The sequence below is a fragment of the Mesorhizobium sp. WSM3868 genome (genome assembly GCF_002294785.1).
GTDB lineage: Bacteria > Pseudomonadota > Alphaproteobacteria > Rhizobiales > Rhizobiaceae > Mesorhizobium.
Genome location: NZ_NSGB01000004.1, coordinates 193,326 through 219,414, shown reverse-complemented (window position 1 = coordinate 219,414; position 26,089 = coordinate 193,326). Strand labels below are relative to the sequence as shown.

Sequence of the window (26,089 nt, the reverse complement as noted above, 5' to 3'; positions counted from 1 at the left end):
CTCGCGGTTTCGGGACAACGACATGCATAGCCACAAGCCTCGGCAGATGAGGAGAGACGGTTGAGCGCTGCTGAACTGAAGAATCCGCCCCAGAACCAGGCATCCGGGGCCTCCGACATGGCGCACATCGTACTGACCTTCGACAACAACAAGCTTGCCAGCGCCCTATACGGCCAGTTCGACGAGAATCTGGCTCGTCTCGAGCAGAAGCTCGGCGTCGATATCCGTTCGCGCGGTAACCAGCTTGCGATCAAGGGCACGGCTTCGGCCGCCGAGCAGGCGCGCCGCGCGCTCGACACGCTCTACGGCATTCTGCAGAAGGGCGTCGATATCGGCCAATCCGACGTCGACGGCGCCGTGCGCATGGCGATCGCCGCCGACGACCAGCTCACGCTGCCCACCATGGAGCGCAAGGGCAAGGTTTCGGCCGCCCAGATCGCCACGCGCAAGCGCACGATCTATGCCCGCTCGCTCAACCAGGACGCCTATATGCGCGCGCTGGAGCGCTCCGAAATGGTCTTCGGCATCGGCCCGGCCGGCACAGGCAAGACCTATCTGGCGGTGGCCCATGCGGCGATGCTGCTCGAGCGCGGCATGGTCGAGCGCATCGTGCTGTCGCGCCCGGCGGTCGAGGCCGGCGAGCGGCTCGGCTTCCTGCCCGGCGACATGAAGGAGAAGGTCGACCCCTATCTGCGGCCCCTCTACGACGCGCTATACGACATGATGCCGGCCGACAAGGTCGAGCGGGCGATCGCCGCCGAGGTCATCGAGATCGCGCCGTTAGCCTTCATGCGCGGCCGCACGCTGGCGCATGCCGCGGTGATCCTCGACGAGGCGCAGAACACCACGCCGATGCAGATGAAGATGTTCCTCACCCGTCTCGGCGAGAACTCGCGCATGATCGTCACCGGCGATCCGACCCAGATCGACCTGCCGCCCAACACCAAGTCGGGCCTGGTCGAGGCGCTGCGCATCCTCGACGGCGTGCCGGGCATCGTCACGGTCCGCTTCAACGAGGGCGATGTCGTGCGCCATCCGCTGGTTGCCGAGATCGTCAAGGCCTATGACCGGGACGGCAAGTTCGCCAGAGGGCTCGGCGCCGAGAGCTGATCCAGGCCCCATGACTGAAAATCCGGGATCCAGCGGCAAGACGCCGGTCGACATCGATATTTTCGTCGAGGCCGGCGACTGGCCCCCTGAGGCCGAGCTGGCGCACCTGGTCGATCAGGCCGTCGCTGCCGCCTTTGCCGAAACCGGCGCGAGCGGCGCTTCGGAGCTCAGCGTCGTTTTTTCCGACGACGCCCATATCCGCACTCTCAACGCCGAATGGCGCGGCAAGGACAAGCCGACCAACGTACTGTCTTTCCCGGCTTTTTCCGTTCCGAAAGGCGCCGAGTTGCCGCCGATGTTGGGCGACATCGTGCTTGCTTCCGAGACCGTTGCGCGTGAGGCCGCACTGGAAGACAAGCCGCTGGCGAACCATATCACCCATCTCGTCATCCATGGCCTGCTGCATCTTCTGGGCCATGATCACGAGACCGACGCCGAGGCCGAGGAGATGGAAGCGATCGAGCGCGCGGCGCTTGCGAGGCTTGCCATTCCCGATCCCTACGCGTAACAAAAAAGACCAATTGACCTGATGGCGATGAACGATAAACCAGAAACTGCCGCCCGTCCGGACGCCGGCAGTGCGGCCAAGCCTTCCGAAAAATCGGAAGAGGGCTCCAGTCCGAGTATTCCGACCGGCAGCGTGGCCGCCGAGCCTTCGCATGCCGGTCCTTCTCTCTTCGATCGCGTGCTAGGCCTGTTCAGGCACCGCAACGGCACCAACCTGCGCGAGGAGATCGCCGACGCGCTGGCCGAGACGGCCACCGATGCCGAATCCTTCTCGCCCGGCGAACGTGCGATGCTCAACAACATCCTGCGGCTGCGCGAAGTGCGCGTCGAGGACGTCATGGTGCCGCGTGCCGATATCGAGGCGGTCGAGATCACCACCTCGCTTGGCGATCTGCTTGCCCTCTTCGAACAGTCCGGTCATTCCCGCATGCCGGTCTATTCCGAAACGCTCGACGATCCGCGCGGCATGGTCCACATACGCGACGTTCTTGCCCACATCACCAAGGTCGCCCGCGTCAAGAAGGGCCGCGCGAACAGGAAGGCGCAGGCGCCGACCATCCTCGATCTGGCCCAGGTCGATCTCGCCCGCACCATCGGCGATCTCGACCTGATCCGTCCGGTACTGTTCGTGCCGCCATCGATGCTTGCTTCCGACCTGATGGGGCGCATGCAGACGACGCGCACCCAGATGGCGCTGGTCATCGACGAATATGGCGGCACCGACGGCCTCGCCTCGCTGGAAGACATCGTCGAGATGGTGGTCGGCGACATCGAGGACGAGCACGACGACGACGAGCCGATGATCACCCGGATCGGAGACGGCGTGTTCGTGGTCGACGGCAAGGCCGAGATCGACGAGGTCGCCAAGATGATCGGCGAGGATTTCGCCGCGGGCGAGCACGGTGAATATGTCGACACCATCGGCGGCATGATCTTCAACACGCTCGGCCGGGTTCCGGCCCGTGGCGAAGTGGTGCAGGCCATACCGGGCTTCGAATTCCACGTGCTCGACGCCGATCCGCGCCGCGTCAAGCGGGTGCGCATCGTGCAGAGCCCGAAGGGCGAACGGCAGCGCCGCCGCGCGGCGCGCACCGAGCAGGCCTGATATTCTCTCATGCGATCGATGACCCGTTCAAGCACGCTGTCCTCAGGCTCTGGCGTCTTCTATCAAAATCCCCGCGCGGCTTTGGCCTGGCTTCAGGCGGCGTTCGCCTTCGAGCCGAGCATGCTGGCGAGCGACAGCGACGGGCGACTTGTTCATGCCGAAATGCGGTTCGGCGACGGCTATATCATCGTCGATGCCGAATGGGCCGCGCATATTGCCAGCCCCGCCTCTGTCGGCGGCAAGAACACGCAGTCGGTTATATCCGATTGAGGGAAGACCTCGGCGCCCATTGCGAGAAAGCGCGCGCCGCGGGGGCAGAAATCGTCGAGGAGCCCATCGATCGTTTCTACGGCGAACGGCAATATCGAGCCCGCGATCCAGAAGGCCATGTCTGGACCTTTACACAGACCGTGCGCATTGTGCCCAAAGAGGAGGCCGAGCGACTGAGCGGCCTCAGCATTGAAGGGTGGCACCGTTAGCGCGACCGTGAATTTGGTTGCGCTCACTCATGTTTGGAGCATCCGGCTCTGCCTGTTAAATCTCTGGCTGCCTGATTCGCGCGACTTGGAAAGTTGAATGCAGCGCTTTGCCGGCCGGATAATTCTGCTGTGGGGGTGGCGGCGGTCGCTGGTAGCGTTTGTCGCGGGAGCGCTCGCGGTTCTCGCCCAGGCGCCTTACGATTTCTTCGCCGTCTGTTTCGTCTCGTTTCCGGTGCTTGTCTGGCTGCTCGACGGCGCCACCGGTGAAGCCTCCGACGGCTGGCTGCGTCGCCTTCGCCCGGCTTTCGCCATCGGCTGGTGGTTCGGCTTCGGCTATTTCCTCGCCGGCCTCTGGTGGATCGGCCAGGCCCTTCTTGTCGAGGCCGACAGCTTCGCTTGGGCGCTGCCCTTCGCCGTCGTCGGCATCCCCTTTGGGCTCGCCTTCTTCTATGGTTTTGCGACGCTCGTGGCGCGGCTTTGCTGGAGCAGTGATATCGGCCGCATCGCCGCACTTGCCTTCGGCTTCGGCCTTGCGGAATGGCTGCGCGATTTCCTGTTCACCGGCTTTCCCTGGAATGCCGTCGGCTATGCCGCAATGCCGGTGCCCCTCCTGATGCAAAGCGTGTCGGTGACGGGCATGATCGGCATGAACGCGCTCGCCGTTTTTGTCTTTTCCCTGCCGGCGCTTGTCGCGGCGCGCCGGCATCTCAGGCTGGGCTTGGCCTTGTTCGTCGCTCTCGTTGCCGCTCACGTCGGCTTCGGCTATTTCAGGCTTGCCGTCCCAGCCCCGCCGGCCACCCGCTCGATCGACGTGCGCATCGTTCAGCCCGCCGTCGACCTCACCGAGAAATGGGATGCCTCGGTGCGCGACCGCATCTTCGCCACGCTGATGGGGATTTCGGCGAAGGCACCGGAGCAAGGTCATGCCAAGCCGCAACTGATCCTGTGGCCGGAAACGTCCGTGCCGTTCCTGTTCACGGAGCGTCCGGACGCGCTGACGGCCTTGGGCGATATGCTGGGCGACGGCCAGATGCTGATCGCCGGCGTGGTGCGCGAGGAGGGTGGCGCAGGCAATGCCGGCAGCCGTTATTACAACTCCGTGGTGGCGATCAACGACAAGGGCGAGATCGTCGATGCTGTCGACAAGGTGCATCTGGTGCCGTTCGGCGAATATCTGCCTTTTGCCGGCCTGTTCGAGCGTTTCGGCATAGGCCAGCTCGTTGCCGGACCGATGAATTTCGCCGCCGGCAACGAACGCCATCCGATCGCGGTGCCGAACGGCCTGCGCGCGGTTCCGTTCATCTGTTACGAGGTCATCTTTCCTGACCTCGTTGCAATCGATGCAGCGTCATCCGAGCTTATTGTGAACGTCACCAACGACGCCTGGTTTGGCGACACGCCAGGGCCCTACCAGCACTTCAGGCAGGCGCAGATTCGTGCGGTGGAGAATGGAGTGCCTTTGTTGCGTGCGGCCAACAACGGCATCTCTGCCGTTGTCGATTCGCGTGGGCGCATCGTCGATGCCCTGGCAGTCGATGCGCGCGGCGCCATCGACGCGCATGTGCCGGTTTCCGGGCGCGCCCTGCTAACCGCCGATCAGCGGCGAATTAACGGATTGCTGATCATGTTGCTGTTTGCCCTCGCGGCCCTCACATTGAATGTAAGGCAGCGGCTACGGGTGAATTGACAGTCGGCACATTAGAAACTCATACTGTAACGCCTAAAATTTTCTCGAAGTCGGTTGGAGGGGTTCTGTTGGGGCAGGTGGCTCCGGTTTCGTTTGGGCGGCAAAAATAGAAAAAGCCGGAAAAATTCGGCGAGGAAAAAATGACAGAAGAGAACAAGAAGAAGCCGAATCCGATCGACATTCATGTCGGCAGTCGTATTCGGCTGCGTCGCAATATGCTTGGAATGAGCCAGGAAAAGCTGGGTGAAAATCTCGGCATCACGTTTCAGCAGATACAGAAGTACGAAAAGGGGACCAACAGGGTCGGCGCCAGCCGCCTGCAGGCAATCGCCTCCATCCTGAGCGTCCCTGTCGCCTTCTTCTTCGAGGACGCCCCCGGTCAGGAGGCGGTCACCGGCAATCGGGGATTTGCCGAGGATGCCTCGATGACTTTCGCGATCGAATTCTGCGGCAGCCCGGAAGGGCTTCAGCTCAATCGTGCCTTCGTCAAGATTCCCGACGTCAAGGTGCGGCGCCGGATTATCGATCTTGTGAAGTCCCTTTCGCCGGACGACGCCGAGTGAATCCAGGCTCATGTCGCCGGCGGTACCCTGCCGCCGGTGGCACAAGTTGATTGTGCCGATAGTCATGCCAGATCTGTCGCGCCGCTTGACGAGCGGCGCCCGGCACCGCTAACACGTGGCGCGCCAAAATCGGCAGCCTTGCCGATCCTTTTCAAGAGGGGACACCCGTGACGCGGCAGAACTATCTCTTCACCTCGGAATCCGTCTCCGAAGGCCATCCCGACAAAGTCTGTGACCGTATCTCCGACGAGATCGTCGATCTCGTCTATCGCGAGGCCAGGAAGACGGGCATGGACCCGTGGAAGGTGCGCGTTGCCTGCGAGACGCTGGCCACCACCAACCGCGTCGTCATCGCCGGCGAGGTCAGGGTTCCCGAGACGCTGCTGAAGAAGGACAAGGCAGGCAACATCCTCAAGGATGCGGCGGGCCACCCAGTCGTCAATCCGACCAAGTTCAAATCGGTCGCCCGCAAGGCCATCCGTGAGATCGGCTACGAGCAGGCTGGCTTCCACTGGAGGACGGCCAAGATCGAGGTGCTGCTGCACGGCCAGTCGCCGGACATTGGCCAGGGCGTCGACAATGCCGCCGACCGCCAGGGCGAGGAAGGCGCCGGCGACCAGGGCATCATGTTCGGCTATGCTTGCCGCGAGACGCCGGACCTGATGCCGGCGCCGATCTACTACAGTCACAAGATCCTCGAATTGCTTGCCGCCGCGCGCCACGAAGGCAACGGCGAGGCCGCCAAGCTCGGCCCGGACGCCAAGAGCCAGGTCACCGTGCGCTATGCCAACGGCAAGGCGGCGGAAGTGACGCAGATCGTGCTTTCCACCCAGCACCTCGACTCGAGCTGGGATTCGAAGAAGGTCCGCAATGTCGTCGAGCCATACGTTCGCGAGGCGCTTGGCGAACTCAAGGTCGCCGACGACTGCAACTGGTACATCAACCCGACCGGCAAGTTCGTGATCGGCGGGCCAGACGGCGATGCCGGCCTGACCGGCCGCAAGATCATCGTCGATACCTATGGCGGTGCTGCGCCCCATGGCGGCGGCGCCTTCTCCGGCAAGGATACCACGAAGGTCGACCGTTCGGCTGCTTATGCGGCGCGCTATCTCGCCAAGAACGTGGTAGCGGCCAAGCTCGCCGACCGCTGCACCATCCAGCTTTCCTACGCCATCGGCGTCGCCCAGCCCCTGTCGGTCTATGTTGACCTGCACGGCACCGGCAGGGTCGACGAGGCCAGGCTCGAGGAGGCGCTGCGCAAGGTGATGGATCTCTCGCCTTCCGGCATCCGCCGTCATCTCGACCTCAACAAGCCGATCTACGCGAAAACCTCGTCCTATGGCCATTTCGGCCGCAAGGCCGGCCGCGACGGTTCCTTCTCCTGGGAGAAGACGGACCTTGCCAAGGCGCTCAAGGACGCGGTTGCCGATGCGATTGCCGCCTGACGGCGTCGCCAGACCTGTTCATGGAGCCAACCGACAGGCCAAGCCGCGCGACCGAAGGATTTTTCGGCCGCCGGCACGGCAAGACCATTCGTCCGCAGCAGGCCGAGGCGCTTGAACGTGGCTTGCGCGCCTATCGCCTCGACCTGACGGCGGAGACACCCGCGGACCTTGGAACGCTGTTCAAGGCGGAGGTTTCAGCCTGTCGGCTGGAGATCGGCTTCGGCGGCGGCGAACATCTTCTGCATCGCGCGACGGAGGCTCCGGCGACCGGTTTCATCGGCGTCGAGCCCTTCGTCAACGGCATGGCCAAGATGATGACGGCGCTCGACAAGCGCCCGCTCGCCAATCTGAAAGTCTATGACGACGACGCCACGCGTCTGCTCGACTGGCTGCCGCCAGCCTCGCTCGACGGCATCGACCTGCTCTATCCCGATCCCTGGCCGAAGAAGAAGCACTGGAAGCGGCGCTTTGTCAGCCCCGCCAATCTCGACCGGTTCGCCCGGGTGCTGAAGCCGGGCGGGAGATTCCGCTTCGCCTCCGATATCGACAGCTATGTGAACTGGACGCTGCTCGCCTGCAGCGCCAATGGCAGTTTCGCCTGGCAGGCAAACGAGGCTGCCGACTGGCACACGCCCTATGAGGGCTGGCCCGGCACCCGCTACGAGGCGAAGGCCCTTCGCGCGGGAAGGCGGCCCGCCTATCTGACCTTTATCCGGAAGTAGGCCGACCCAGCACTAACTTCCCAGGAACCGGTAACCAGCCGCTCAGCAGCGGCGATCGCTTGCAAAGTGGTCTTCCCGGTCGCAGAGAACCCGGCTTGCGGCCGGCCTGGGATGATTCATGTATTGCAGTTCGCGCTACATGCTGCCATACTAGCCATATTAACGGCAGGGAGATAATTATGGCCGCCACGGTGGAACGTAAGGAATACCCGATCTCGATGCGCCTGCCGGAGGCGGACGTGGCGATCATTGATCGTGCCGCCGCTCTCCGCGGCCGGTCCCGCACGGATTTCGTGCGCGATGCTGCCGTGCGCGCGGCCGAAGATGTGTTGATGGACAGCCGCCTTATCCGCATGAGCCCGGAAGGCTTCGCGGAGTTTATGGAGGTTCTGTCGGCCCCGGTCGCTCCGGTTCCCGACATGGTGGAATTGGCGAAGCGGCCCGCGCCCTGGGAAGCCGGTTACGCAGCAAAGCGCTAGGCCGTGGCCTTATCGGCTCCCGAACCGCTTGGCGCAGCTCACGACGTTTCCGGGTTTTCCTGCGGGAAACCTACACTTGATCACTGGCTGAAAACGCGCGCGCTCTCCAATCAGGAGAAAGGCTTCACGGCCGTTCTCGTTGTCCACGAGGCCGGCCGAGTGGTCGGATATTATGGCTTGGCGCCGACGGCTGTGGTGCCGTCGATCTTGCCCCGGTCGATCCGCACAGGGCAACCGCCCGATCCGGTGCCCTGTCTTCTCCTTGGCCAGCTTGCGACCGATACAGAATGGGCTGGGCGCGGTGTCGGCACTGGCTTGCTGAAGCACGCGCTTCAGCGCTGCGTTCAGGCTGCAGATCTGATTGGAGGACGTGCGCTCATGGTCAATGCAATCGACGGGGCGGCGGCGCAATTCTGGCAAAGACGGGGATTTCTGCCGACGAAGGACGATCCGCTTGTCTTGTTCCGTTCGATTGCTGCAATCGCTGCGTCGCTCGTAGAAGCCCAGAAGTAGGGGCGAGGGCTGCCTCTCGAAGAAGCCGCGACCGCCAACGAATTCTGCGCCTCGAGGCTTAAGCTCGTACTCAGTTATTGTCCGTTTCTTCCGTGGGCGGCCTAAAAGCGGCCGAGCTTGTCGAAAGCGGCCGGGTCGATGCCGAGTTTCTTCAGGTCACTGCGGCGCGGCTTGCGGTTCGCCTCGACGGCCCGCGATGCGGCAGCCGCGCTGCCGAACGTGCCAAGAAAATCGCCAATCACAAAAAACAATCCACGGTCCATGACAAATACCTTCGCGCGCCAGTGCGCGCGACCTTTCTTTCTGCACTGCAACATAGATGGGTGCCGGCAGGCGAAGATTACAGAGGCGCCGGCGCATAGCCGCCATGCTCGGCACGCAACGCTGCTACCCCCCGGGGCTTGTCCGATGCATCGTCAGGCTTGAAACGCCGGGCGGGATCGTTTATATCAGCCTCAAATTCTTGGTCGGTATGACGAAGAGTGGGTCCACCCGGTCCCGCTCTTTTTTGTTACCTGCCGGCCGGAGCGACAAGGCGACAGGAAACTTATGACCGCAGCGGCAAGCGAGGCCGACGACCGTATCATCCGCGAAAGCGGTATCGATGCGCGCATTGCGCTGATCATACAGCCGGTGCTGAAGGCCATCGGCTTCCGCCTCGTGCGGGTTCAACTGACCGGCCAGAACGGGCTGACGCTGCAAATCATGGCCGAGCGCGACGACGGCACCATGACCGTCGAGGATTGCGAAGAGGTCAGCCGCGCGGTTTCGCCCGCGCTCGATGTCGAAGATCCGATCGAAAAGGCGTATCATCTCGAAGTCTCGTCGCCGGGCATCGACCGGCCGCTGGTGCGCAAATCGGATTTCACCACCTGGACCGGCCATCTGGTCAAGATGGAGACGTCGGTCCTCATCGGCGACCGCAAGCGCTTCAAAGGCAAGATCGCCGAGGCGGACTCCGACGGCATTTTGCTGGAGCGCGACAAGGCGGCCTATGGCGAAGAGCCGACGGTACGCGTGCCCTATGACGCGATTGCCGAGGCGCGCCTGGTGCTGACCGACGATCTTATCCGCGAGGCCCTGTCGAAGGACAACAGGGCCCGCAAGGAAGCAAAAAAACGCCGGGGCGAAGCGGAAGAAGATGCAATCGCCGGCGAAGAAAACGAAACCGAACAGGAAAGTTGATCGAGCTTCAGGGCCGATGCCCGGAGCGAAGTCGGGAGAAAGACAATGGTTGTAAGCGCCAACAGGCTCGAACTGCTGCAGATCGCCGATGCGGTCGCGCGTGAAAAGTCGATCGATAAGCAGATCGTCATCGCCGCGATGGCCGATGCGATCCAGAAGGCGGCGCGTTCGCGTTATGGGCAGGAAACCAATATCCGTGCCGACATCAATCCCAATACGGGCGAGATGAAGCTGCAGCGGCTGATGGAAGTGGTCGAGAAGGTCGAGGATTACGCGACGCAGATCGCCCTTTCCACGGCGCGCGAGCGCAATCCCGACGCCCAGCTCGGCGACTTCATCGCCGAACAGCTGCCGCCGATGGATTTCGGCCGCATCGCCGCGCAGTCGGCCAAGCAGGTCATCGTCCAGAAGGTGCGCGAGGCCGAGCGCGATCGTCAGTATGACGAGTACAAGGACCGCATCGGCGAGATCGTCAACGGCACCGTCAAACGCGTCGAATATGGCAACGTCATCGTCGACCTCGGCCGCGGCGAGGCGATCATCCGCCGCGACGAGCTGATCCCGCGCGAGAACTACAAATATGGCGACCGCGTCCGCGCCTATGTCTACGACGTGCGCCGCGAGCAGCGCGGCCCGCAGATCTTCCTGTCGCGCACGCATCCGCAGTTCATGGCCAAGCTCTTCACCATGGAAGTGCCGGAAATCTACGACGGCATCATCGAGATCAAGTCGGTCGCCCGCGATCCGGGCTCGCGCGCCAAGATCGCCGTCATCTCGCGGGATTCCTCCATCGATCCGGTCGGCGCCTGCGTCGGCATGCGCGGCAGCCGCGTCCAGGCGGTGGTCGGCGAATTGCAGGGCGAGAAGATCGATATCATTCCGTGGTCGCCTTCGGCCGCTTCCTTCATCGTCAACGCGCTGCAGCCGGCGGAAGTCGCCAAGGTGGTGCTCGACGAGGATGCGGAGCGCATCGAGGTGGTCGTGCCGGACGACCAGCTGTCGCTGGCCATCGGCCGCCGCGGCCAGAATGTTCGTCTTGCCTCGCAGCTCACCGGCTGGGACATCGACATCCTGACCGAGCAGGAAGAGAGCGAGCGCCGCCAGAAGGAATTCGTCGAGCGTTCGGCCCTCTTCATGGAAGCCCTCGATGTCGACGAGATGGTCGGCCAGGTGCTTGCCTCGGAAGGTTTTACCAGCGTCGAGGAAGTCGCCTATGTCGATTCTGGCGAAATCTCCTCGATCGACGGCTTCGACGAGGACACCGCTTCGGAAATCCAGTCGCGCGCCCGCGAATATCTGGAGAAGATCGAGGCCGAGCACGACGAGAAGCGCAAGGCGCTCGGCGTCGAGGACGAGCTGCGCGAGATCCCCGGCATCACCACGGCCATGATGGTGACCCTCGGCGAGGACGGCGTGAAGACGATCGAGGACTTCGCCGGCTATGCCGCCGACGACCTGATCGGCTGGAAGGAACGCAAGGACGGCGAGACCAAGGTCTATCCCGGTGTGCTCGCCGATCACGGCGTCTCGCGCGCCGATGCCGAGCAGATGGTGCTGACCGCTCGCAAGAAGGCCGGCTGGATTTCCGAGGAAGAACTGGCCGCTGAGGAAGCGGCCGGTGAAACCGTCGGTGCGTGAGGTGACCACCAATCGCAAAACCCGTGGACGACATGAACGATCGCACTTGCATCGTCACGCGCAGGCAGGCCGAAGCGGATGAACTGATCCGCTTCGTCGTCGGCCCGGATTCGGCCGTCGTTCCGGACATCAAGCGAAATCTGCCCGGCCGCGGTTGCTGGGTCACCGCCGATCGCCTACATATCGACAAGGCAGCGGCGAAGAACCTGTTTGCCCGCGCTTTCAAGGCGCAGGTCACCGTTCCAGCCGAACTCGGCGACATGGTCGACGGGCTGCTTTCCAGATCCGCCCTGGGCATGTTGGGTCTTGCTCGCAAGGCCGGAGCGGTCGTACTGGGCGCCGCCAAGGTAGAGGCTGCCGTGCGCGACGGGCAGGCGCTCTTCGTGCTGCACGCGAGGGAAGCCTCGGACGACGGCGTGCGCAAGATCAGTCAGGCGCGGCGGGCAACCGTTCATCTCGGCGGCCCCGCTACACCGGCCTACAAACTTTTCCCCGAAGCCGAGTTGAGCTTGGCATTGGGGGGTACAAATGTGATACATGCTGCCGTCCTCGCGCAGGATGCGGGTAAGGCGGTTGAGAAGCGCATGGTTGCGCTCGACCGTTATCGGGGCGGAACCCCGGACGATTTGGCAATGCTTGCGGCCGTTGCTGACGATGATGATGCCGCAGAGGATATGGAATGAGCGATACGAAATCGGGCGACGACAAGACGTTGAGCGTTACGCCGAAGAAGACCTTGACGCTGAAGCGCCCTGGCCTCGAGCAGGGCACCGTGCGCCAGAGTTTCTCGCACGGACGCACCAAGTCGGTCGTGGTCGAGACCAAGAAGCGCAAGTTCTCGCTGCCCGGCGACAAGCCGGAGCCGGTGGCGCCGTCCGTCTTCACCCCGAAGCCCGCAGCCGCGGCACCCGCGCCTGCCGTGCAGGAAGCGCCGAAGGCGCCGCCGCAGCCGGAACGCTCCGGCATGGTGCTGAACGAATTGTCGCGCGGCGAGATGGAAGCGCGCCGCAGGGCGCTCGAAGGCTCCAAGGCGCGTGAGATCGAGGATCGTCAGCGCGCCCAGGAAGAGGCCAAGCGCCGCGCCGAGGAGGAAGAGCGCCGCAAGCGCGAGCGTGAGGAGTCCGCCCGCCGTCAGGCCGAAGAAGAGGCACGTCTGCAAACCGAGGCCGAGTCCCGCCGCCGCGCCGAGGAAGAAGCGCGCCGCCGCGCCCCGCAAGCCGCCGAGCTGGCCACGGCCGACGAGGAAGAGGAGGTCAAGCCGCGGCGCCCTGGTGGTGCCGGCGCCGGAGCGCCTGTGCGCCGTCTGGCCACGCCGGAAGTCGCGCGGCCGGCCAAGCCGACCAAGGGCGAGGAAGACCGTCGCCGCGGCAAGCTGACGCTGAACACCGCGCTGTCGGATGAAGATGCGCGCGGACGCTCGCTGTCGTCGATGCGCCGCCGCCAGGAAAAATTCAAGCGCGCGATGCACAACGAGCCGCGCGAGAAAGTCATGCGCGAAGTGATCCTGCCCGAAACCATCACCATCCAGGAACTGGCGCAGCGCATGTCCGAGCGCGCCGTGGACGTGGTCAAGTTCTTCATGAAGCAGGGCCAGATCCTGAAGCCGGGCGACGTCATCGACGCCGACACGGCCGAGCTGGTCGCTTCCGAATTCGGCCATACGGTCCGCCGCGTCGCCGAGTCCGACATCGAGGAAGGCCTGTTCAACATCGCCGACCGCCCGGAAGACCTGGTGTCGCGTCCGCCCGTGGTGACCATCATGGGCCATGTCGACCACGGCAAGACCTCGCTGCTCGACGCCATCCGCAACGCCAATGTCGTCTCCGGCGAGGCCGGCGGCATCACCCAGCATATCGGCGCCTACCAGATCGAGAAGAACGGTCAGAAGATCACCTTCATCGACACGCCCGGCCACGCCGCCTTCACGGCGATGCGCGCTCGCGGCGCCCAGGTGACCGACATCGCCGTGCTGGTGGTGGCGGCCGACGACAGCGTCATGCCGCAGACGATCGAATCGATCAATCACGCCAAGGCGGCCGGCGTGCCGATCATCGTGGCGATCAACAAGATCGACAAGCGCGACGCCGACCCGCAGAAGGTGCGCACTGAACTGCTGCGCCACGAAGTGTTCGTGGAATCGATGGGCGGTGAGGTGCTGGACGTCGAGGTTTCGGCGACCAAGGGCACCAATCTCGATAAGCTGCTGGAAGCGATTCTGCTGCAGGCCGAAGTCCTCGACCTCAAGGCCAATCCCGACCGCACCGCCGAAGGCGCGGTCATCGAGGCGCAGCTGGACAAGGGCCGCGGTCCGGTCGCCACCGTGCTGGTGCAGACCGGCACGCTGATGCCCGGCGACATCATCGTCGCCGGCAACGAATGGGGCCGTGTCCGCGCGCTGGTCAACGATCGCGGCGAGCATGTGCCGGAAGCGCCGCCGGCAATGCCGGTCGAGGTGCTCGGCCTCCAGGGCACGCCGCAGGCAGGCGATCGCTTCGCGGTCGTCAACAACGAGGCGCGTGCGCGTGAGATCACCGAGTATCGCCAGCGCCTGGCGCGCGAGAAGGCGGTGGCCAAGCATGCCGGCCAGCGCGGCTCGCTCGAGCAGATGATGTCGCAGTTGCAGGCGAGCGGGCTGAAGGAGTTTCCGCTGGTCATCAAGGGCGACGTGCAGGGCTCGATCGAAGCGATCAACGCTGCGCTCGAAAAGCTCGGCAACGACGAGGTCAGGGTACGGATCGTCCATTCGGGTGCCGGCGGCATCACAGAAACCGACGTCTCGCTTGCCGAGACCTCGGGCGCTGCGATCATCGGCTTCAACGTCCGCGCCAATGCGCAGGCGCGCACGGCTGCTGCCGCTGCCGGCATCGAGATCCGCTACTATTCGATCATCTACAACCTCGTCGATGACGTTAAGGCAGCTCTTTCCGGCATGCTCTCGCCCGAGCGGCGCGAGACCTTCATCGGCAATGCCGAAATCCTCGAGATCTTCGACATCTCGAAGGTCGGCAAGATCGCCGGCTGCCGCGTCACCGAAGGCAAGGTCGAGCGTGGCGCGGGCGTGCGCCTGATCCGCGACAACGTCGTCGTCCACGAAGGCACGCTGAAGACGCTGAAGCGCTTCAAGGACGAGGTTTCGGAAGTGCCGGGCGGTCAGGAATGCGGCATGGCCTTCCAGAACTACGAGGACATGCGCGTCGGCGACGTCATCGAGTGCTTCCGCGTCGAGATGGTGAGCCGGACGCTCTAATTTCGGATATACTTGCCGGAATTCACCGGGCGGCGGCCGCAAGGCTGCCGCCCGAGATCCTTGTTTCGTAGTTGAGACATGTGGCGCGGTCCCATCCCGCGCTTCACGATTTCAGGACTGAAGAAAAATGTCCCGTTCGACAACATCAGGCCCCTCCCAGCGCATGCTGCGCGTCGGCGAGCAGGTGCGTCACGCCCTATCCGAGACCCTGCAGCGCGGCGAAATCATCGACCCGGTGATCGAGAACAGTGTCGTCTCGGTCTCGGAAGTACGCATGTCGCCCGACCTCAAGATCGCCACCGCCTTCGTTTCACCGCTTGGTGTCGGCGACGCCGATGCCGTGGTCGGGGCGCTCAACAGGCATGCGAAATTCATTCGCGGCCGCGTCTCGGGCGCGCTCAGGCAGATGAAGTACATGCCCGAGTTTCGCTTCCGGCTCGATACGTCTTTTGACAATTTCGCCAGGATCAACGAATTGCTGAAATCGCCCGTGGTCGCGCGCGATCTCGACCACCAGAATAAAAACAACGACAAGGACGAGGAATAGGTGGCGCGCCGCGGCAAGAAAAAGGGCCGGCCGGTCTCCGGCTGGGTGGTGCTGGACAAGCCGGTCGGCATGGGCTCGACCGAAGCCGTCTCCAAGATCAAATGGCTGTTCCAAGCGGAGAAGGCCGGCCATGCCGGCACGCTCGACCCGTTGGCTTCCGGCATGCTGCCGATCGCGCTCGGCGAGGCGACCAAGACCGTGCCTTACGTGCAGGATGGCGCCAAGGTCTACCGCTTCACCGTCGCCTGGGGCGAGGAGCGGTCGACCGACGACCTCGAAGGGCCGGTGACGAACAGCTCGGACCGCCGCCCGGCCGAGGCCGAGGTGCGGGCGCTGCTGCCGAAATACACCGGCGTCATCATGCAGACGCCGCCGCAATTTTCTGCCGTCAAGATTGCCGGCGAGCGCGCCTACGATCTTGCCCGCGACGGCGAGACGGTCGACATTCCCGCCCGCGAGATCGAAATCGGCCGTTTGGACATCGTCGAGCATGGTGTCGATAGAACCGTCTTCGAGGTCGAGTGCGGCAAGGGCACCTATGTGCGCTCGCTGGCGCGCGACATGGGTCGCGATCTGGGCTGCTTTGGCCACATCTCCGAGTTGCGCCGCGTCGAGGTCGAGCCGTTCACGGCGGACGATTTCGTCACCGTCGCCGAGCTCGAAGCGGCGCGCTTCGGCGGCAAGACGGATGAGAATTCGGACGAAGAAGCCGAGGTGTCGGTCGATTTCGGCGCCATCGATGCGCTGCTGGTCGAGACCGCCGCAGCACTTGACTGCTTGCCGCAGGTCGCCGTCAGCGACGACGCCGCGACCAAGATCCGCCTCGGCAATCCCGTCATCATTCGAGGGCGCGACGCGCCGGTCGAGGCCGAGGAGGCCTGTGCCACGGCGCGCGGCAAGCTCGTCGCCATCGGCGCCATCGAACAGGGCATGTTCAAGCCCAAGCGGGTCTTTGCCGGTTGACGGCACTCGGCTAGTTTCGGCTCGCAGTTCCAGGAAAACGTGTAACGGTTCTCGTCGGAATTGCATGAAAACCGACGGTTAGAGCAGCGATCTGCTATGACGTCGCGCCCCAGGGGAGCTCATGGCCCAGAGGAATCATGGCCCAGAGGATTATGGCCCAGAGGATTGTGGCAATGGCTGAGACCGTCGGAAAGCGGGCGCCGCTGAAAATCCGCCGGCCGCCGGTCGGCGCTTCGCCCGGCACCTTGATCGCCGATCCGGCGGCGCGGCGCAGCGAGCTTCGGCTGACGTTGATCTCGCCGGAGAAATACAAAACCATCGACAATGCCAGCATCGACGAGCTCAACACCCATTGCGACCGCTGGCCGGTCGTCTGGCTTGATTGCACGGGGCTCGCGAACATCCCGCTGATCGAAGAGATCGGCCGGATTTTCGACCTTCATCCGCTGGCGCTCGAGGATGTCGTCAACACCGGCCAGCGGCCGAAGGTGGATTTCTTCGAGGACCACGCCTTCGTCGTCATGCGCATGATCGACGATGTCGCCGCGCATCGCTACGAGCAGATCGCGGTGTTCTTCGGCGAGAATTTCGTCGTCACCTTTCAGGAGCGCGAGGGCGACCCGTTCGATCCAGTGCGCAAGCGCATCGCGGCTCCCATGCCCAACCGGCTGCGCTCGCGCGGCGCCGACTATCTCGCCTATGCGCTGATCGACGCCATCGTCGACAGCTATTTCCCGCCGATCGAGACGGTGAGCGAATTGGTCGACGGCATCGAAGACCAGATGCTCAGCACGCCCCACAAGCACCAGATGCGGCAGTTGCACGAATTGCGGCGCGACGCCAACGTGCTGAAGGGCGTGCTGTGGCCGATGCGCGACGCGCTGGCGACGCTGATCCGCAACGACGTGCTCTTCGTGAAGGCCGAGACCAAGATATTCTTCAACGACACGCTCGACCATGCGCTGCGGCTGATCGAGCTGGTCGAGACCCAGCGCGACATGCTGACCGGCTTGATCGAAATGCATCTGTCGCTGACCCAGGCACGCACCAACGACGTCATCTCCTATCTGACCATCGTCTCGGTGATCTTCATGCCGCTCACCTTCCTCGTCGGTGTCTGGGGCATGAACTTCGACCCGGATAGCTCGCCCTGGAACATGCCGGAGCTCAAGGCCTACTACGGCTACCCGGCGGCACTTTTGTTCATGCTGGTCGTTGCTGTCGGGCTCGTCGCCTTCTTCAAATGGAAGAAGTGGCTGTAGCAGCAGAACCCTCTGTTTTTGCGGCAGGACATGCGACAAGCCGGCTTGACAATTAGGCTGGTGTTTTGCGGGAAATTGCACTATATGCGCGGCAGCTTCGCGCCCTGACGCGTTGCTTGCACCGGCCCCTGCTGGACGACATCCCGGCTGAGGGCGTCCCGTTTCCTCGAACAGATAAGGAAAAACACGATGTCGATTACTGCCGATCGCAAAAAAGAACTGATGGCCGAATTCGCGACCGCGAAGGGCGATACCGGGTCCCCGGAAGTCCAGGTTGCCATCCTTTCCGAGCGCATCAAGAACCTGACGGAGCACTTCAAGGACCACAAGAAGGATAACCATTCCCGCCGTGGTTTGCTTGCTCTCGTTTCCCAGCGCCGCAGCCTGCTTGATTACCTCAAGCGCAAGGATGACACGCGCTATCAGACGCTGATCGACAAGCTCGGTCTCCGTCGCTGACGAATTGACCGGCGGGCTCTCTGCGGAGAGCCCGCCGGTCGCGCATTGGCGGACCGGTCGCTCCGGTGCCCGATGGTGGAGTGGAGCGCGCCGCGCGCTCTCGAAATTCGCATTCGCGCATGGCGCGTCTCGGAAACAGGGGTTTCCGGCGTCGTGCGCAAAAGGCCGGCCGACCGGTCGGCCAGACCCGGTTCCGGAAGCGCAAAGGGCCGTTCGGAACCGCCCATGGACGGTCATGGGGCAGGATTGCAGGATGCTCGCTCGGCAATCGCCACCTGTCGAGCTTCCCGTTGTCTTGCCCGTGGCTGCCCGAAGGAAGCCAGGGAAGGGATGCTCCGCGACCGTTGAGACGGCGCGGCCCTTTCCGCACATGAAGGACAAGATATGTTCAATCAACACAAAGTGGAAATCGAATGGGGCGGCCGTCCGCTCATCCTGGAAACCGGCAAGATCGCTCGCCAGGCTGACGGCGCGGTGCTCGCCACCTACGGCGAGACCGTGGTTCTCGCCACCGTCGTTTCGATGAAGGAGCCGAAGCCCGGCCTCGATTTCTTCCCGCTCACCGTCAACTACCAGGAAAAGACCTATGCCGCCGGCAAGATTCCCGGCGGCTACTTCAAGCGCGAGGGCCGTCCGAGCGAGAAGGAAACGCTGGTTTCCCGCCTGATCGACCGCCCGATCCGTCCGCTGTTTGCTGACGGCTACAAGAACGACACCCAGATCGTCGTCACCGTCGTCCAGCACGATCTCGAGAACGATCCGGACATCCTGTCGATCGTCGCTACCTCGGCCGCGCTCACGCTGTCCGGCGTGCCCTTCATGGGCCCGATCGGCGGCGCCCGCGTCGGCTACATCAACGGCGAGTATGTGCTCAATCCGCATATCGACGAGATGGAGGAATCGAAGCTCGACCTCGTCGTCGCCGGCACCGCCGACGCCGTGCTGATGGTCGAATCCGAGGCCAAGGAGCTCAGCGAGGAGCTCATGCTCGGTGCCGTCGTGTTCGGTCACAAGAGCTTCCAGCCGGTGATCGACGCCATCATCAAGCTGGCCGAGGTCGCCGCCAAGGATCCGCGCGACTTCACCGCGCCGGACCATTCGCAGCTCGAAGGCGAGATGCTGAAGGTTGTCGGCGACGAGCTTCGCGACGCCTACAAGATCATCGAGAAGCAGTCCCGCTACGCGGCCGTCGACGCCGTCAAGGCGAAGGTCAAGGCCGCGTTCACGCCGGCCGAAGGCGAGGATCCGAAATACTCCTCCGAGCAGATCGCAAGCGTCTTCAAGGAACTCCAGGCCAAGGTGGTACGCTGGAACATCCTGGACACCGGCTCGCGGATCGACGGCCGCGACCTGAAGACCGTGCGCAAGATCGTCGCCGAAGTCGGCGTCCTGCCGCGTACCCATGGTTCGGCGCTGTTCACCCGCGGCGAGACTCAGGCGCTGGTCGTCGCCACGCTCGGCACCGGCGAGGATGAGCAGTTCGTCGATTCGCTGACCGGCATGTACAAGGAGAAGTTCCTCCTCCACTACAACTTCCCGCCCTATTCGGTTGGCGAAACCGGCCGCATGGGCTCGCCGGGCCGGCGCGAGATCGGCCACGGCAAGCTTGCCTGGCGCGCAATCCACCCGATGCTGCCTTCGGCGGACCAGTTCCCCTACACGCTGCGCGTCGTCTCGGAGATCACCGAGTCGAACGGCTCGTCCTCGATGGCGACCGTCTGCGGCACCTCGCTGGCGCTGATGGATGCCGGCGTTCCGATCGCCAAGCCCGTGGCCGGCATCGCCATGGGCCTGATCAAGGAAGGCGAGCGCTTCGCGGTGCTCTCCGACATCCTTGGCGACGAGGACCATCTCGGCGACATGGACTTCAAGGTCGCCGGCACCGCCAACGGCGTTACCTCGCTGCAGATGGACATCAAGATCGATGGCATCACCGAGGAGATCATGGGCATCGCGCTCGGCCAGGCCAAGGAAGGCCGGCTGCACATCCTGGGCGAGATGGCGCATGCCATATCTTCCTCGCGCGCCGAGCTCGGCGAATTCGCGCCGCGCATCGAGGTCATGCACATCCCGACCGACAAGATCCGCGACGTCATCGGCTCCGGCGGCAAGGTGATCCGCGAGATCGTCGAGAAGACCGGCGCCAAGATCAACATCGAGGATGACGGCACGGTCAAGATCGCGTCGGCCAACGCCAAGGAGATCGAGGCGGCGAAGAAGTGGATCCACACCATCGTCGCCGAGCCGGAAGTTGGCGAGATCTACGAAGGTACCGTCGTTAAGACGGCCGACTTCGGCGCCTTCGTCAACTTCTTCGGCCCGCGCGACGGTCTCGTCCACATCTCGCAGCTCGCCAATGAGCGCGTCGCCAAGACCTCCGACGTCGTCAAGGAAGGCGACAAGGTTTGGGTCAAGCTGATGGGCTTCGACGAGCGCGGCAAGGTGCGCCTGTCGATGAAGGTCGTCGACCAGGCGACCGGCAAGGAAATCGTTCAGGAAAAGAAGAAGCCGGAAGGCGAGGAAGACGCCGCCTGATCGGCCTGACCGCATGATTGAAACGGGCGCGCTGCAAGGTCGCGCCCGTTTCTATTTCAAGCGCCCTTCAAGGGTAGGTGAATGGCCGCTGAGCCGCTGAAGACGCTGTTCTATCCGTTTGAGGGCGAAGCGCTGCCTTGGCCGCGAAGCGATGCCCGGATCCTCTTTCTTGGCGCTAAGCCTGGTTTCCGTTTGCCCGGCGGCGTCGCTGCGGCGCTGCATCTCGTGCAAGGCTTTCGGCCGCATTTTCGTGCTCTGCAGGCAGCCGGCTATTCGGTCACGCCGCAGGCGGAAGGCTCGGCCTTCGATGCTGCCCTTGTGCTGGCCGGCCGGCATCGCGGCCAGAACGAGCTGCGCATCGCCGAAGCCATCGAGCGCGTCGCGCCCGGCGGGTTGATCGTCGTCGCCGGCGGCAAGGAAGACGGCATCGACAGCCTGCGCAAGCGCGTGGGCGCGCTAGCGCCGCTCGAAGCCCACCTGCCGAAGCATCACGGCGTCGCCTTCTGGTTCCGCCGGGCCGGCATGGATGCGGCCCGGGCGCTTCGCGCCGCCAATCCCGATCTGGTCGTCGAGGGCCGCTTCCGCACCGCGCCCGGCATGTTCTCCTTCGATCGGGTCGACGCAGGGTCGAAGCTTCTGCTGGACAGCCTGCCGCAGGAACTTGCGGGCAATGTCGCCGATTTCTGTGCCGGCTGGGGCTATCTGGCGGCCGAAGTGATGGAACGCTCGACAGGGCTTTCCGGTCTCGACCTCTACGAAGCGGATTTCGAGGCCCTGGAGGCGGCAAAGGTCAATATCCGCGCAACCGCAGTCGAGCCCCGCTTCTTCTGGACCGATCTGCTGACCGAAACGGTCGAGCGAGGTTACGACGCGATCGTCATGAACCCGCCCTTCCACAGCGGCAGGGCTGCCGACCCGGGCATCGGCGCTGGCATGATCCGTGCGGCGTCGAAGGCACTGAAACCAGGCGGACGCCTGTTCATGGTGGCGAACCGGCAGTTGCCCTACGAACAGGTGCTGGCGGGAGCCTTCTCCAGTCACGCCGAGGTCGCGCGCGATGGCATGTTCAAGGTGTTTTCGGCGCGGCGTTAAAGCAATTCCAGGTAAAGCGTGAGACGGTTTTCCGTCCCCGTGATTGCTCCAGGAAAAGAACGCAGCGGCCTACTGCAGGCTGACGAGGCGTGCCGGCTCGCGCCTGGCATGAACAGGGCGCAACGCGCCGAGCTCGATCTCGAGCGGCGCGGGGCGGCCGAACAGATAACCCTGCACGACCTCGCAACCGGCGGCTCTCAGCAGCGTCGCCTGGTTCTCGGTCTCGACGCCTTCGGCGATGATGCCGACGCCGAGCGCCCGCGATAGCCCGACGATGGTCGAGACGACAGCGCCCGAGCTGGAATCGGTATCGATGCGGCTGACGAAGGAGCGGTCGATCTTCAGCTTGCCGAACGAGAAGTCGATCAGATAGCTCAGGTTGGAATAGCCGGTGCCGAAATCGTCGACGGCGACCGAGATGCCCATCTCGGCGAGTTGCCGCAGGATGACGGCCGCGCGGTCGCGGTCCTGCATCATCGCCGTTTCGGTGACTTCGAGTTCCAGCCGCGACGGCTTGATGCCGGTCGATGCCATGGTCTGGCGCACGATGCCGACGAAGTCCCTGGTCATGAACTGGACCGGCGAGATGTTGACGGCGACGAAGCAATCCTCCGGCAGATACTGGGCGTCGCTGCAAGCCTTGCGCAGCACCCATTCGCCGATCGGGTTGATCATGCCGGTTTCCTCGGCGATCGGAATGAATTCCATCGGCGGGATCATGCCGCGCTCCGGATGCTTCCACCGGATCAGCGCTTCATAGCCGACGACACGGCCGCCCTGCAGGTCGAATTGCGGCTGGTAGTGGAGGCTGAAGTCGCCGCGGTCGAAGGCGGTTTTCAGCTCCGATTCAATCCATTGCCGGTGGTCCGCAACGCGGCCCATGTCGGCGTGGAAGACCGACCAGTTGCCGATGCCGCTTGCGCGCGCATTCTGCAGCGCCAGGTTCGAACGGCGAAGGATGAGCACTGGATCGACGCCGTCCTTCGGCATCGCCACGATACCGACGGACATGCTGACCGACTGCAGATGCGTCTGGAGCTGGTAGGGCTCCATCATGCGGTTGATGAATGTTTCGAGGAACCGTTCAAGATATCCCCGGATCTCACGGTCTGGCAAGAGCACGGCGAATTCGCCGGCGCCGAGCCGCCCGATCACGGCATCCTCCGGCATGCTCTCCTTCAGCCTTTTGGTGAAGGCGCGGATCAGCTCGTCGCCATGACTGTAGCCGATGGCGTCGTTGATCTGCTTGAAGCGGTCGATGTCGATATCGATCAGATAGATCGGTTCGCCGGTCTCTAGCGTTTCCGCTGCCGCCGCTGCGACCTTTCCGACGATCGCCTGGCGCGTCAGCAGGCCGGTCATCTTGTCGAAATGGGTTTCCTTGAAAACGTATTCGGCCGATTCATCGATGCCTGCGAAGAATGACATCGCGGCGCCGCCGGCGGAAAGGGCACAGAGCGCGGCGATGATACCCGCCATCGTCCCGGCAGACATGCCGGCCAGGCCGTCGCCGAAGCCGAAGCGCAACCCCCAGAGTCCGAGGATAAAACTGCCCATGGCCGAGCTGGCGATGGTGATCAGCCGGAACAGCGGTGTTCGCTTCGGGTTGCTGACTGCAGACATGCAAGGTCCCTGAACTACAGGGCCGTTTAGCGGATACCTCCTTAAAATGAGTTTCCGCCAATGCCTCCAATTTTACTGGAAGGTGCTTTTTTCGTTAGCGAATTATTCGCGGGGGCCGTCGTTCTGCTTCAGTTCCTCTAGCGTCGGCATGGAGACGATGTGATAGCCGGAATCGACATAGTGGATCTCGCCTGTGACTCCCGAAGACAGATCGGACAGCAGGTAGAGCGCCGAGCCGCCAACCTCGTCGATGGTGACGGTGCGCCGTAGCGGCGAATTGCGCTGCTGATAAGAGAACATGTGGCGTGCGTCGGATACGCCTGAGCCGGCGAGCGTCCGCACCGGTCCTGCCGAGATGCCGTTCACCCGAATGCCGCGCGGGCCGTAATCGTTGGCGAGATAGCGCACGCTCGCCTCCAGTCCGGCCTTAGCGACGCCCATGACGTTGTAGTTCGGCATGACCCGCACCGACCCGGCATAGGTCAGCGTGATCATCGAGCCGCCGTTCGTCATCAGCGCGGCGGCATTGCGGGCGATCTCGGTAAAGGAATAGCAGGAGATCACCATGGTGCGGACGAAGTTGTCGCGGCTGGTGTCGGCGTAGAGGCCCTTGAGCTCGTTCTTGTCGGAGAAGCCGATGGCGTGAACGACGAAATCCAGGCCGTCCCAGGCTTCGCGAAGCGTCTGGAAGGTTGCGGTGACCGAGGCGCTGTCCTCGACGTCGCAAGGCACGACCAGCGAGGCACCGAGCTTCTCGGCCAGCGGCTTGACCCGCCGCCCGAAGGCGTCGCCCTGATAGGTGAAGGCGAGTTCCGCCCCGTGTTCGGACAATTTCCTGGCGATGCCCCAGGCGATCGAATGATCGTTGGCGACCCCCATGACAAGCCCGCGCTTGCCCTTCATCAACCCTTCCATAAAAGGCAATCCTTATGCGGAATAGCGCTGGAAAATCAGCGTTGCGTTGGTGCCACCGAAACCGAAGGAGTTGGACAGGACGGTGTCGATCCTGGCATTGTCGATGCGCTTGCGCACGATCGGCATGCCCTCGAATTCGGGATCGAGCTCCTCGATATGGGCGCTCTCGCCGATGAAGCCGCCCTGCATCATCAGGATGGAGTAGATCGATTCCTGGACGCCGGCGGCGCCGAGCGAATGGCCGGTCAGCGACTTGGTCGAGGTGATATACGGCATCTGGTCGCCGAACACCTCGCGAATGGCGCCCATTTCCTTGGAATCGCCGACCGGCGTCGATGTGCCGTGCGTGTTGATGTAGTCGACCGGCGTCGAGACGGTTGCAAGCGCCTGCCGCATGCAGCGCACGGCGCCTTCGCCGGACGGCGCCACCATGTCGTAGCCGTCGGAGGTCGCGCCGTAGCCGACGATCTCGGCGTAGATCTTGGCGCCGCGTGCCTTGGCGTGCTCCAGCTCTTCCAGCACCAGAACGCCCGCGCCGCCGGCGATGACGAAGCCGTCGCGGTTGACATCATAGGCGCGCGAAGCGGCCGATGCCTTGTCGTTGAATTTCGACGACATGGCGCCCATGGCGTCGAACAGGTCCGACATCGTCCAGTCGAGATCCTCGTGGCCGCCGGCGAACATCATATCCTGCTTGCCCCACTGGATCAGCTCACAGGCATTGCCGATGCAGTGCGCGGAGGTCGAGCAGGCGGACGAGATCGAGTAATTCACGCCGTGGATCTTGAACCAGGTCGCCAAGGTGGCCGAAGCGGTTGACGACATCGCCTTCGGCACCGCGAACGGACCGATCCGCTTCGGGCTGCTGTTCTTGAGCGTCGTTTCAGCGGCTTCCACGATGGTCCTGGTCGAGGGTCCGCCGGAGCCCATGACGATGCCGGTCCGCTCATTGGTGATGTCGCTCTCGCCGAGCCCGGCGTCCGCGATCGCCTGATCCATGGCGACATGGTTCCAGGCAGCGCCTTGGCTCAGGAAACGCATTGCGCGGCGATCGATCATCGCCGACGGGTCGAGCGTCGGCGCGCCCCACACCTGGCAACGGAAACCGTGCTCGGCGAAGGAATTGGAAAAGCTGATGCCGGACTTGGCATCGTAAAGCGAGGCCTGCACCTCATTGGCGTTGTTGCCGATCGACGACACAATGCCGAGGCCTGTCACTACGACGCGTCTCATTCGCAACTCCTTCCGGCGTAGTTTGGCGAAAAACCTAATTGGTTCCCGCCTTCGATCATACGCAAAATAAACTGCCGCGGCGTCCTTGCGCATCCGTCGGACACGCCAGGCCCCGTGGCGATGGCGATCAGGCGGCGGACTGCTTGGACAGGCCCACCTTCAGATCCGTTGCCGCGTATATGGGTTCGCCATCCGCCTTGAGCCAGCCATCGGCGATGCCGAGCACGAGGCGGCCGCGCATCACGCGCTTGAAGTCGACGCCATATTCGACCTTCTTGACCGATGGCGTCACCATGCCCTTGAACTTCACCTCGCCGGTCGACAGCGCCATGCCCTTGCCGGGTTCACCGAGCCAGCCGAGATAGAAGCCGGTCAATTGCCACATGGCGTCGAGGCCGAGGCAACCCGGCATGATCGGATTGCCGATGAAATGGCAGGCGAAGAACCAAAGATCCGGCTTGATGTCGAACTCGGCACGGATGAAGCCCTTGTCGAAGGCGCCGCCGGTCTCGCTGATCTCGGTGATGCGGTCGAACATCAGCATCGGCGGGTAGGGCAGCTGGGCGTTTCCCGGTCCGAACAGCTCGCCGCGGGCGCAGGCAAGCAGTTCCTCGTAGTCGTAGCTGGACTTTTGACCCGCCATTAATTCCGTCCCCGTTCTCGTTCCGGGCGGCAGGGCGCCCATGTCGTTGGTTTCCTAACACACTCTGTTTGTGGCCGGAAACCGGCGTTTGCGCTTAACCCGTGCGCCTGCCTGGGTCAATGCGCGCTATTGATCGC

26 protein-coding genes are annotated in these 26,089 nt (G+C 63.6%); 21 read left to right on the top strand and 5 right to left on the bottom strand.

The genetic code is table 11. The features are described from left to right. Positions 1 to 117: 117 nt before the first annotated feature. From CK221_RS09295 to CK221_RS09250, 11 genes are all read left to right on the top strand, one after another. Positions 118 to 1,110 (top strand): PhoH family protein, encoded by a 993-nt coding sequence (locus tag CK221_RS09295; protein WP_245299624.1) that lies wholly within the window; start codon positions 118 to 120, stop codon positions 1,108 to 1,110. A 10-nt stretch (positions 1,111 to 1,120) separates the two neighbouring features. Then, on the top strand, positions 1,121 to 1,618 hold the full coding sequence (gene ybeY / locus CK221_RS09290) for an rRNA maturation RNase YbeY (protein WP_095777508.1): 498 nt from the start codon (positions 1,121 to 1,123) through the stop codon (positions 1,616 to 1,618). 27 nt (positions 1,619 to 1,645) lie between these two features. Continuing rightward, positions 1,646 to 2,722 (top strand): hemolysin family protein, encoded by a 1,077-nt coding sequence (locus CK221_RS09285; RefSeq protein ID WP_095777604.1) that lies wholly within the window; start codon positions 1,646 to 1,648, stop codon positions 2,720 to 2,722. Positions 2,723 to 2,740: 18 nt separating this feature from the next. After that, on the top strand, positions 2,741 to 2,992 hold the full coding sequence (locus tag CK221_RS31240; protein WP_348628429.1) for a hypothetical protein: 252 nt from the start codon (positions 2,741 to 2,743) through the stop codon (positions 2,990 to 2,992). Further along, entirely contained in the window at positions 2,989 to 3,201 is a 213-nt protein-coding gene (locus CK221_RS31235; protein ID WP_348628428.1) for a VOC family protein, read from the top strand. Before CK221_RS31240 ends, CK221_RS31235 begins: the two co-directional genes overlap by 4 nt. A 97-nt stretch (positions 3,202 to 3,298) precedes the next feature. Beyond that, complete coding sequence (gene lnt, locus CK221_RS09275) at positions 3,299 to 4,888, top strand: apolipoprotein N-acyltransferase (protein ID WP_066996322.1); 1,590 nt, start codon at positions 3,299 to 3,301, stop codon at positions 4,886 to 4,888. 140 nt (positions 4,889 to 5,028) lie between these two features. Next, a complete protein-coding gene (locus CK221_RS09270; protein WP_095777507.1) occupies positions 5,029 to 5,451 on the top strand; it encodes a helix-turn-helix transcriptional regulator in 423 nt (140 codons plus the stop codon). Between the two features lie 167 nt (positions 5,452 to 5,618). Beyond that, positions 5,619 to 6,896 carry a methionine adenosyltransferase gene (gene metK, locus CK221_RS09265; protein ID WP_066996328.1) on the top strand — a complete coding sequence of 426 codons (1,278 nt, stop codon included), beginning with the start codon at positions 5,619 to 5,621 and terminating at the stop codon, positions 6,894 to 6,896. A gap of 20 nt (positions 6,897 to 6,916) precedes the next feature. Next, positions 6,917 to 7,618 carry a tRNA (guanosine(46)-N(7))-methyltransferase TrmB gene (locus CK221_RS09260; protein WP_095777506.1) on the top strand — a complete coding sequence of 234 codons (702 nt, stop codon included), beginning with the start codon at positions 6,917 to 6,919 and terminating at the stop codon, positions 7,616 to 7,618. Positions 7,619 to 7,797: 179 nt separating this feature from the next. Further along, the gene (locus CK221_RS09255) at positions 7,798 to 8,097 is read left to right on the top strand and encodes a DUF1778 domain-containing protein (protein ID WP_066996334.1); all 300 of its coding nucleotides are present in this window, start codon (positions 7,798 to 7,800) and stop codon (positions 8,095 to 8,097) included. Between the two features lie 3 nt (positions 8,098 to 8,100). Beyond that, positions 8,101 to 8,610: a GNAT family N-acetyltransferase gene (locus CK221_RS09250; protein ID WP_095777505.1), complete on the top strand. Its 510-nt coding sequence runs from the start codon at positions 8,101 to 8,103 to the stop codon at positions 8,608 to 8,610. Positions 8,611 to 8,711: 101 nt separating this feature from the next. On the opposite strand, the gene CK221_RS30195 is transcribed toward CK221_RS09250, so the two are convergent. Then, a complete protein-coding gene (locus tag CK221_RS30195) occupies positions 8,712 to 8,873 on the bottom strand; it encodes a hypothetical protein (RefSeq protein ID WP_095777504.1) in 162 nt (53 codons plus the stop codon). Between the two features lie 286 nt (positions 8,874 to 9,159). On the opposite strand from CK221_RS30195, the gene rimP reads away from it, so the two are divergent. The 10 genes from rimP to CK221_RS09195 all read left to right on the top strand — a co-directional run bounded on the left by rimP (position 9,160) and on the right by CK221_RS09195 (position 21,538). Further along, complete coding sequence (gene rimP, locus CK221_RS09240) at positions 9,160 to 9,795, top strand: ribosome maturation factor RimP (RefSeq protein WP_095777503.1); 636 nt, start codon at positions 9,160 to 9,162, stop codon at positions 9,793 to 9,795. Positions 9,796 to 9,840: 45 nt separating this feature from the next. Next, positions 9,841 to 11,433, top strand: a complete 1,593-nt coding sequence (gene nusA, locus CK221_RS09235; RefSeq protein WP_066996346.1) for a transcription termination factor NusA — start codon at positions 9,841 to 9,843, stop codon at positions 11,431 to 11,433. Positions 11,434 to 11,465: 32 nt separating this feature from the next. Beyond that, on the top strand, positions 11,466 to 12,116 hold the full coding sequence (locus tag CK221_RS09230; RefSeq protein ID WP_095777502.1) for an RNA-binding protein: 651 nt from the start codon (positions 11,466 to 11,468) through the stop codon (positions 12,114 to 12,116). Further along, on the top strand, positions 12,113 to 14,680 hold the full coding sequence (gene infB, locus CK221_RS09225) for a translation initiation factor IF-2 (RefSeq protein WP_095777501.1): 2,568 nt from the start codon (positions 12,113 to 12,115) through the stop codon (positions 14,678 to 14,680). Before CK221_RS09230 ends, infB begins: the two co-directional genes overlap by 4 nt. A gap of 127 nt (positions 14,681 to 14,807) precedes the next feature. Then, positions 14,808 to 15,227, top strand: a complete 420-nt coding sequence (gene rbfA / locus CK221_RS09220; protein WP_095777500.1) for a 30S ribosome-binding factor RbfA — start codon at positions 14,808 to 14,810, stop codon at positions 15,225 to 15,227. Beyond that, complete coding sequence (gene truB, locus CK221_RS09215) at positions 15,228 to 16,190, top strand: tRNA pseudouridine(55) synthase TruB (protein WP_095777499.1); 963 nt, start codon at positions 15,228 to 15,230, stop codon at positions 16,188 to 16,190. A gap of 167 nt (positions 16,191 to 16,357) precedes the next feature. After that, positions 16,358 to 17,452, top strand: coding sequence for a magnesium/cobalt transporter CorA (gene corA / locus CK221_RS09210; RefSeq protein ID WP_067324768.1), 1,095 nt, complete (start codon positions 16,358 to 16,360; stop codon positions 17,450 to 17,452). A gap of 147 nt (positions 17,453 to 17,599) precedes the next feature. Beyond that, on the top strand, positions 17,600 to 17,911 hold the full coding sequence (rpsO, locus tag CK221_RS09205) for a 30S ribosomal protein S15 (RefSeq protein WP_275955123.1): 312 nt from the start codon (positions 17,600 to 17,602) through the stop codon (positions 17,909 to 17,911). 384 nt (positions 17,912 to 18,295) lie between these two features. Continuing rightward, positions 18,296 to 20,446 (top strand): polyribonucleotide nucleotidyltransferase, encoded by a 2,151-nt coding sequence (gene pnp / locus CK221_RS09200; RefSeq protein WP_066996362.1) that lies wholly within the window; start codon positions 18,296 to 18,298, stop codon positions 20,444 to 20,446. Between the two features lie 81 nt (positions 20,447 to 20,527). Beyond that, positions 20,528 to 21,538, top strand: a complete 1,011-nt coding sequence (locus CK221_RS09195) for a class I SAM-dependent methyltransferase (RefSeq protein WP_095777498.1) — start codon at positions 20,528 to 20,530, stop codon at positions 21,536 to 21,538. A 69-nt stretch (positions 21,539 to 21,607) separates the two neighbouring features. Here the strand turns inward: CK221_RS09195 and CK221_RS09190 are convergent, their stop codons facing one another. From CK221_RS09190 to fabA, 4 genes are all read right to left on the bottom strand, one after another. Beyond that, a complete protein-coding gene (locus CK221_RS09190) occupies positions 21,608 to 23,161 on the bottom strand; it encodes a bifunctional diguanylate cyclase/phosphodiesterase (protein ID WP_095777497.1) in 1,554 nt (517 codons plus the stop codon). 102 nt (positions 23,162 to 23,263) lie between these two features. Next, entirely contained in the window at positions 23,264 to 24,076 is an 813-nt protein-coding gene (gene fabI / locus CK221_RS09185) for an enoyl-ACP reductase FabI (protein WP_095777496.1), read from the bottom strand. 12 nt (positions 24,077 to 24,088) lie between these two features. Then, positions 24,089 to 25,309: a beta-ketoacyl-ACP synthase I gene (gene fabB / locus CK221_RS09180; protein WP_095777495.1), complete on the bottom strand. Its 1,221-nt coding sequence runs from the start codon at positions 25,307 to 25,309 to the stop codon at positions 24,089 to 24,091. A 127-nt stretch (positions 25,310 to 25,436) separates the two neighbouring features. Beyond that, the gene (gene fabA, locus CK221_RS09175) at positions 25,437 to 25,952 is read right to left on the bottom strand and encodes a 3-hydroxyacyl-[acyl-carrier-protein] dehydratase FabA (RefSeq protein ID WP_027165888.1); all 516 of its coding nucleotides are present in this window, start codon (positions 25,950 to 25,952) and stop codon (positions 25,437 to 25,439) included. Positions 25,953 to 26,089: the final 137 nt, after the last annotated feature.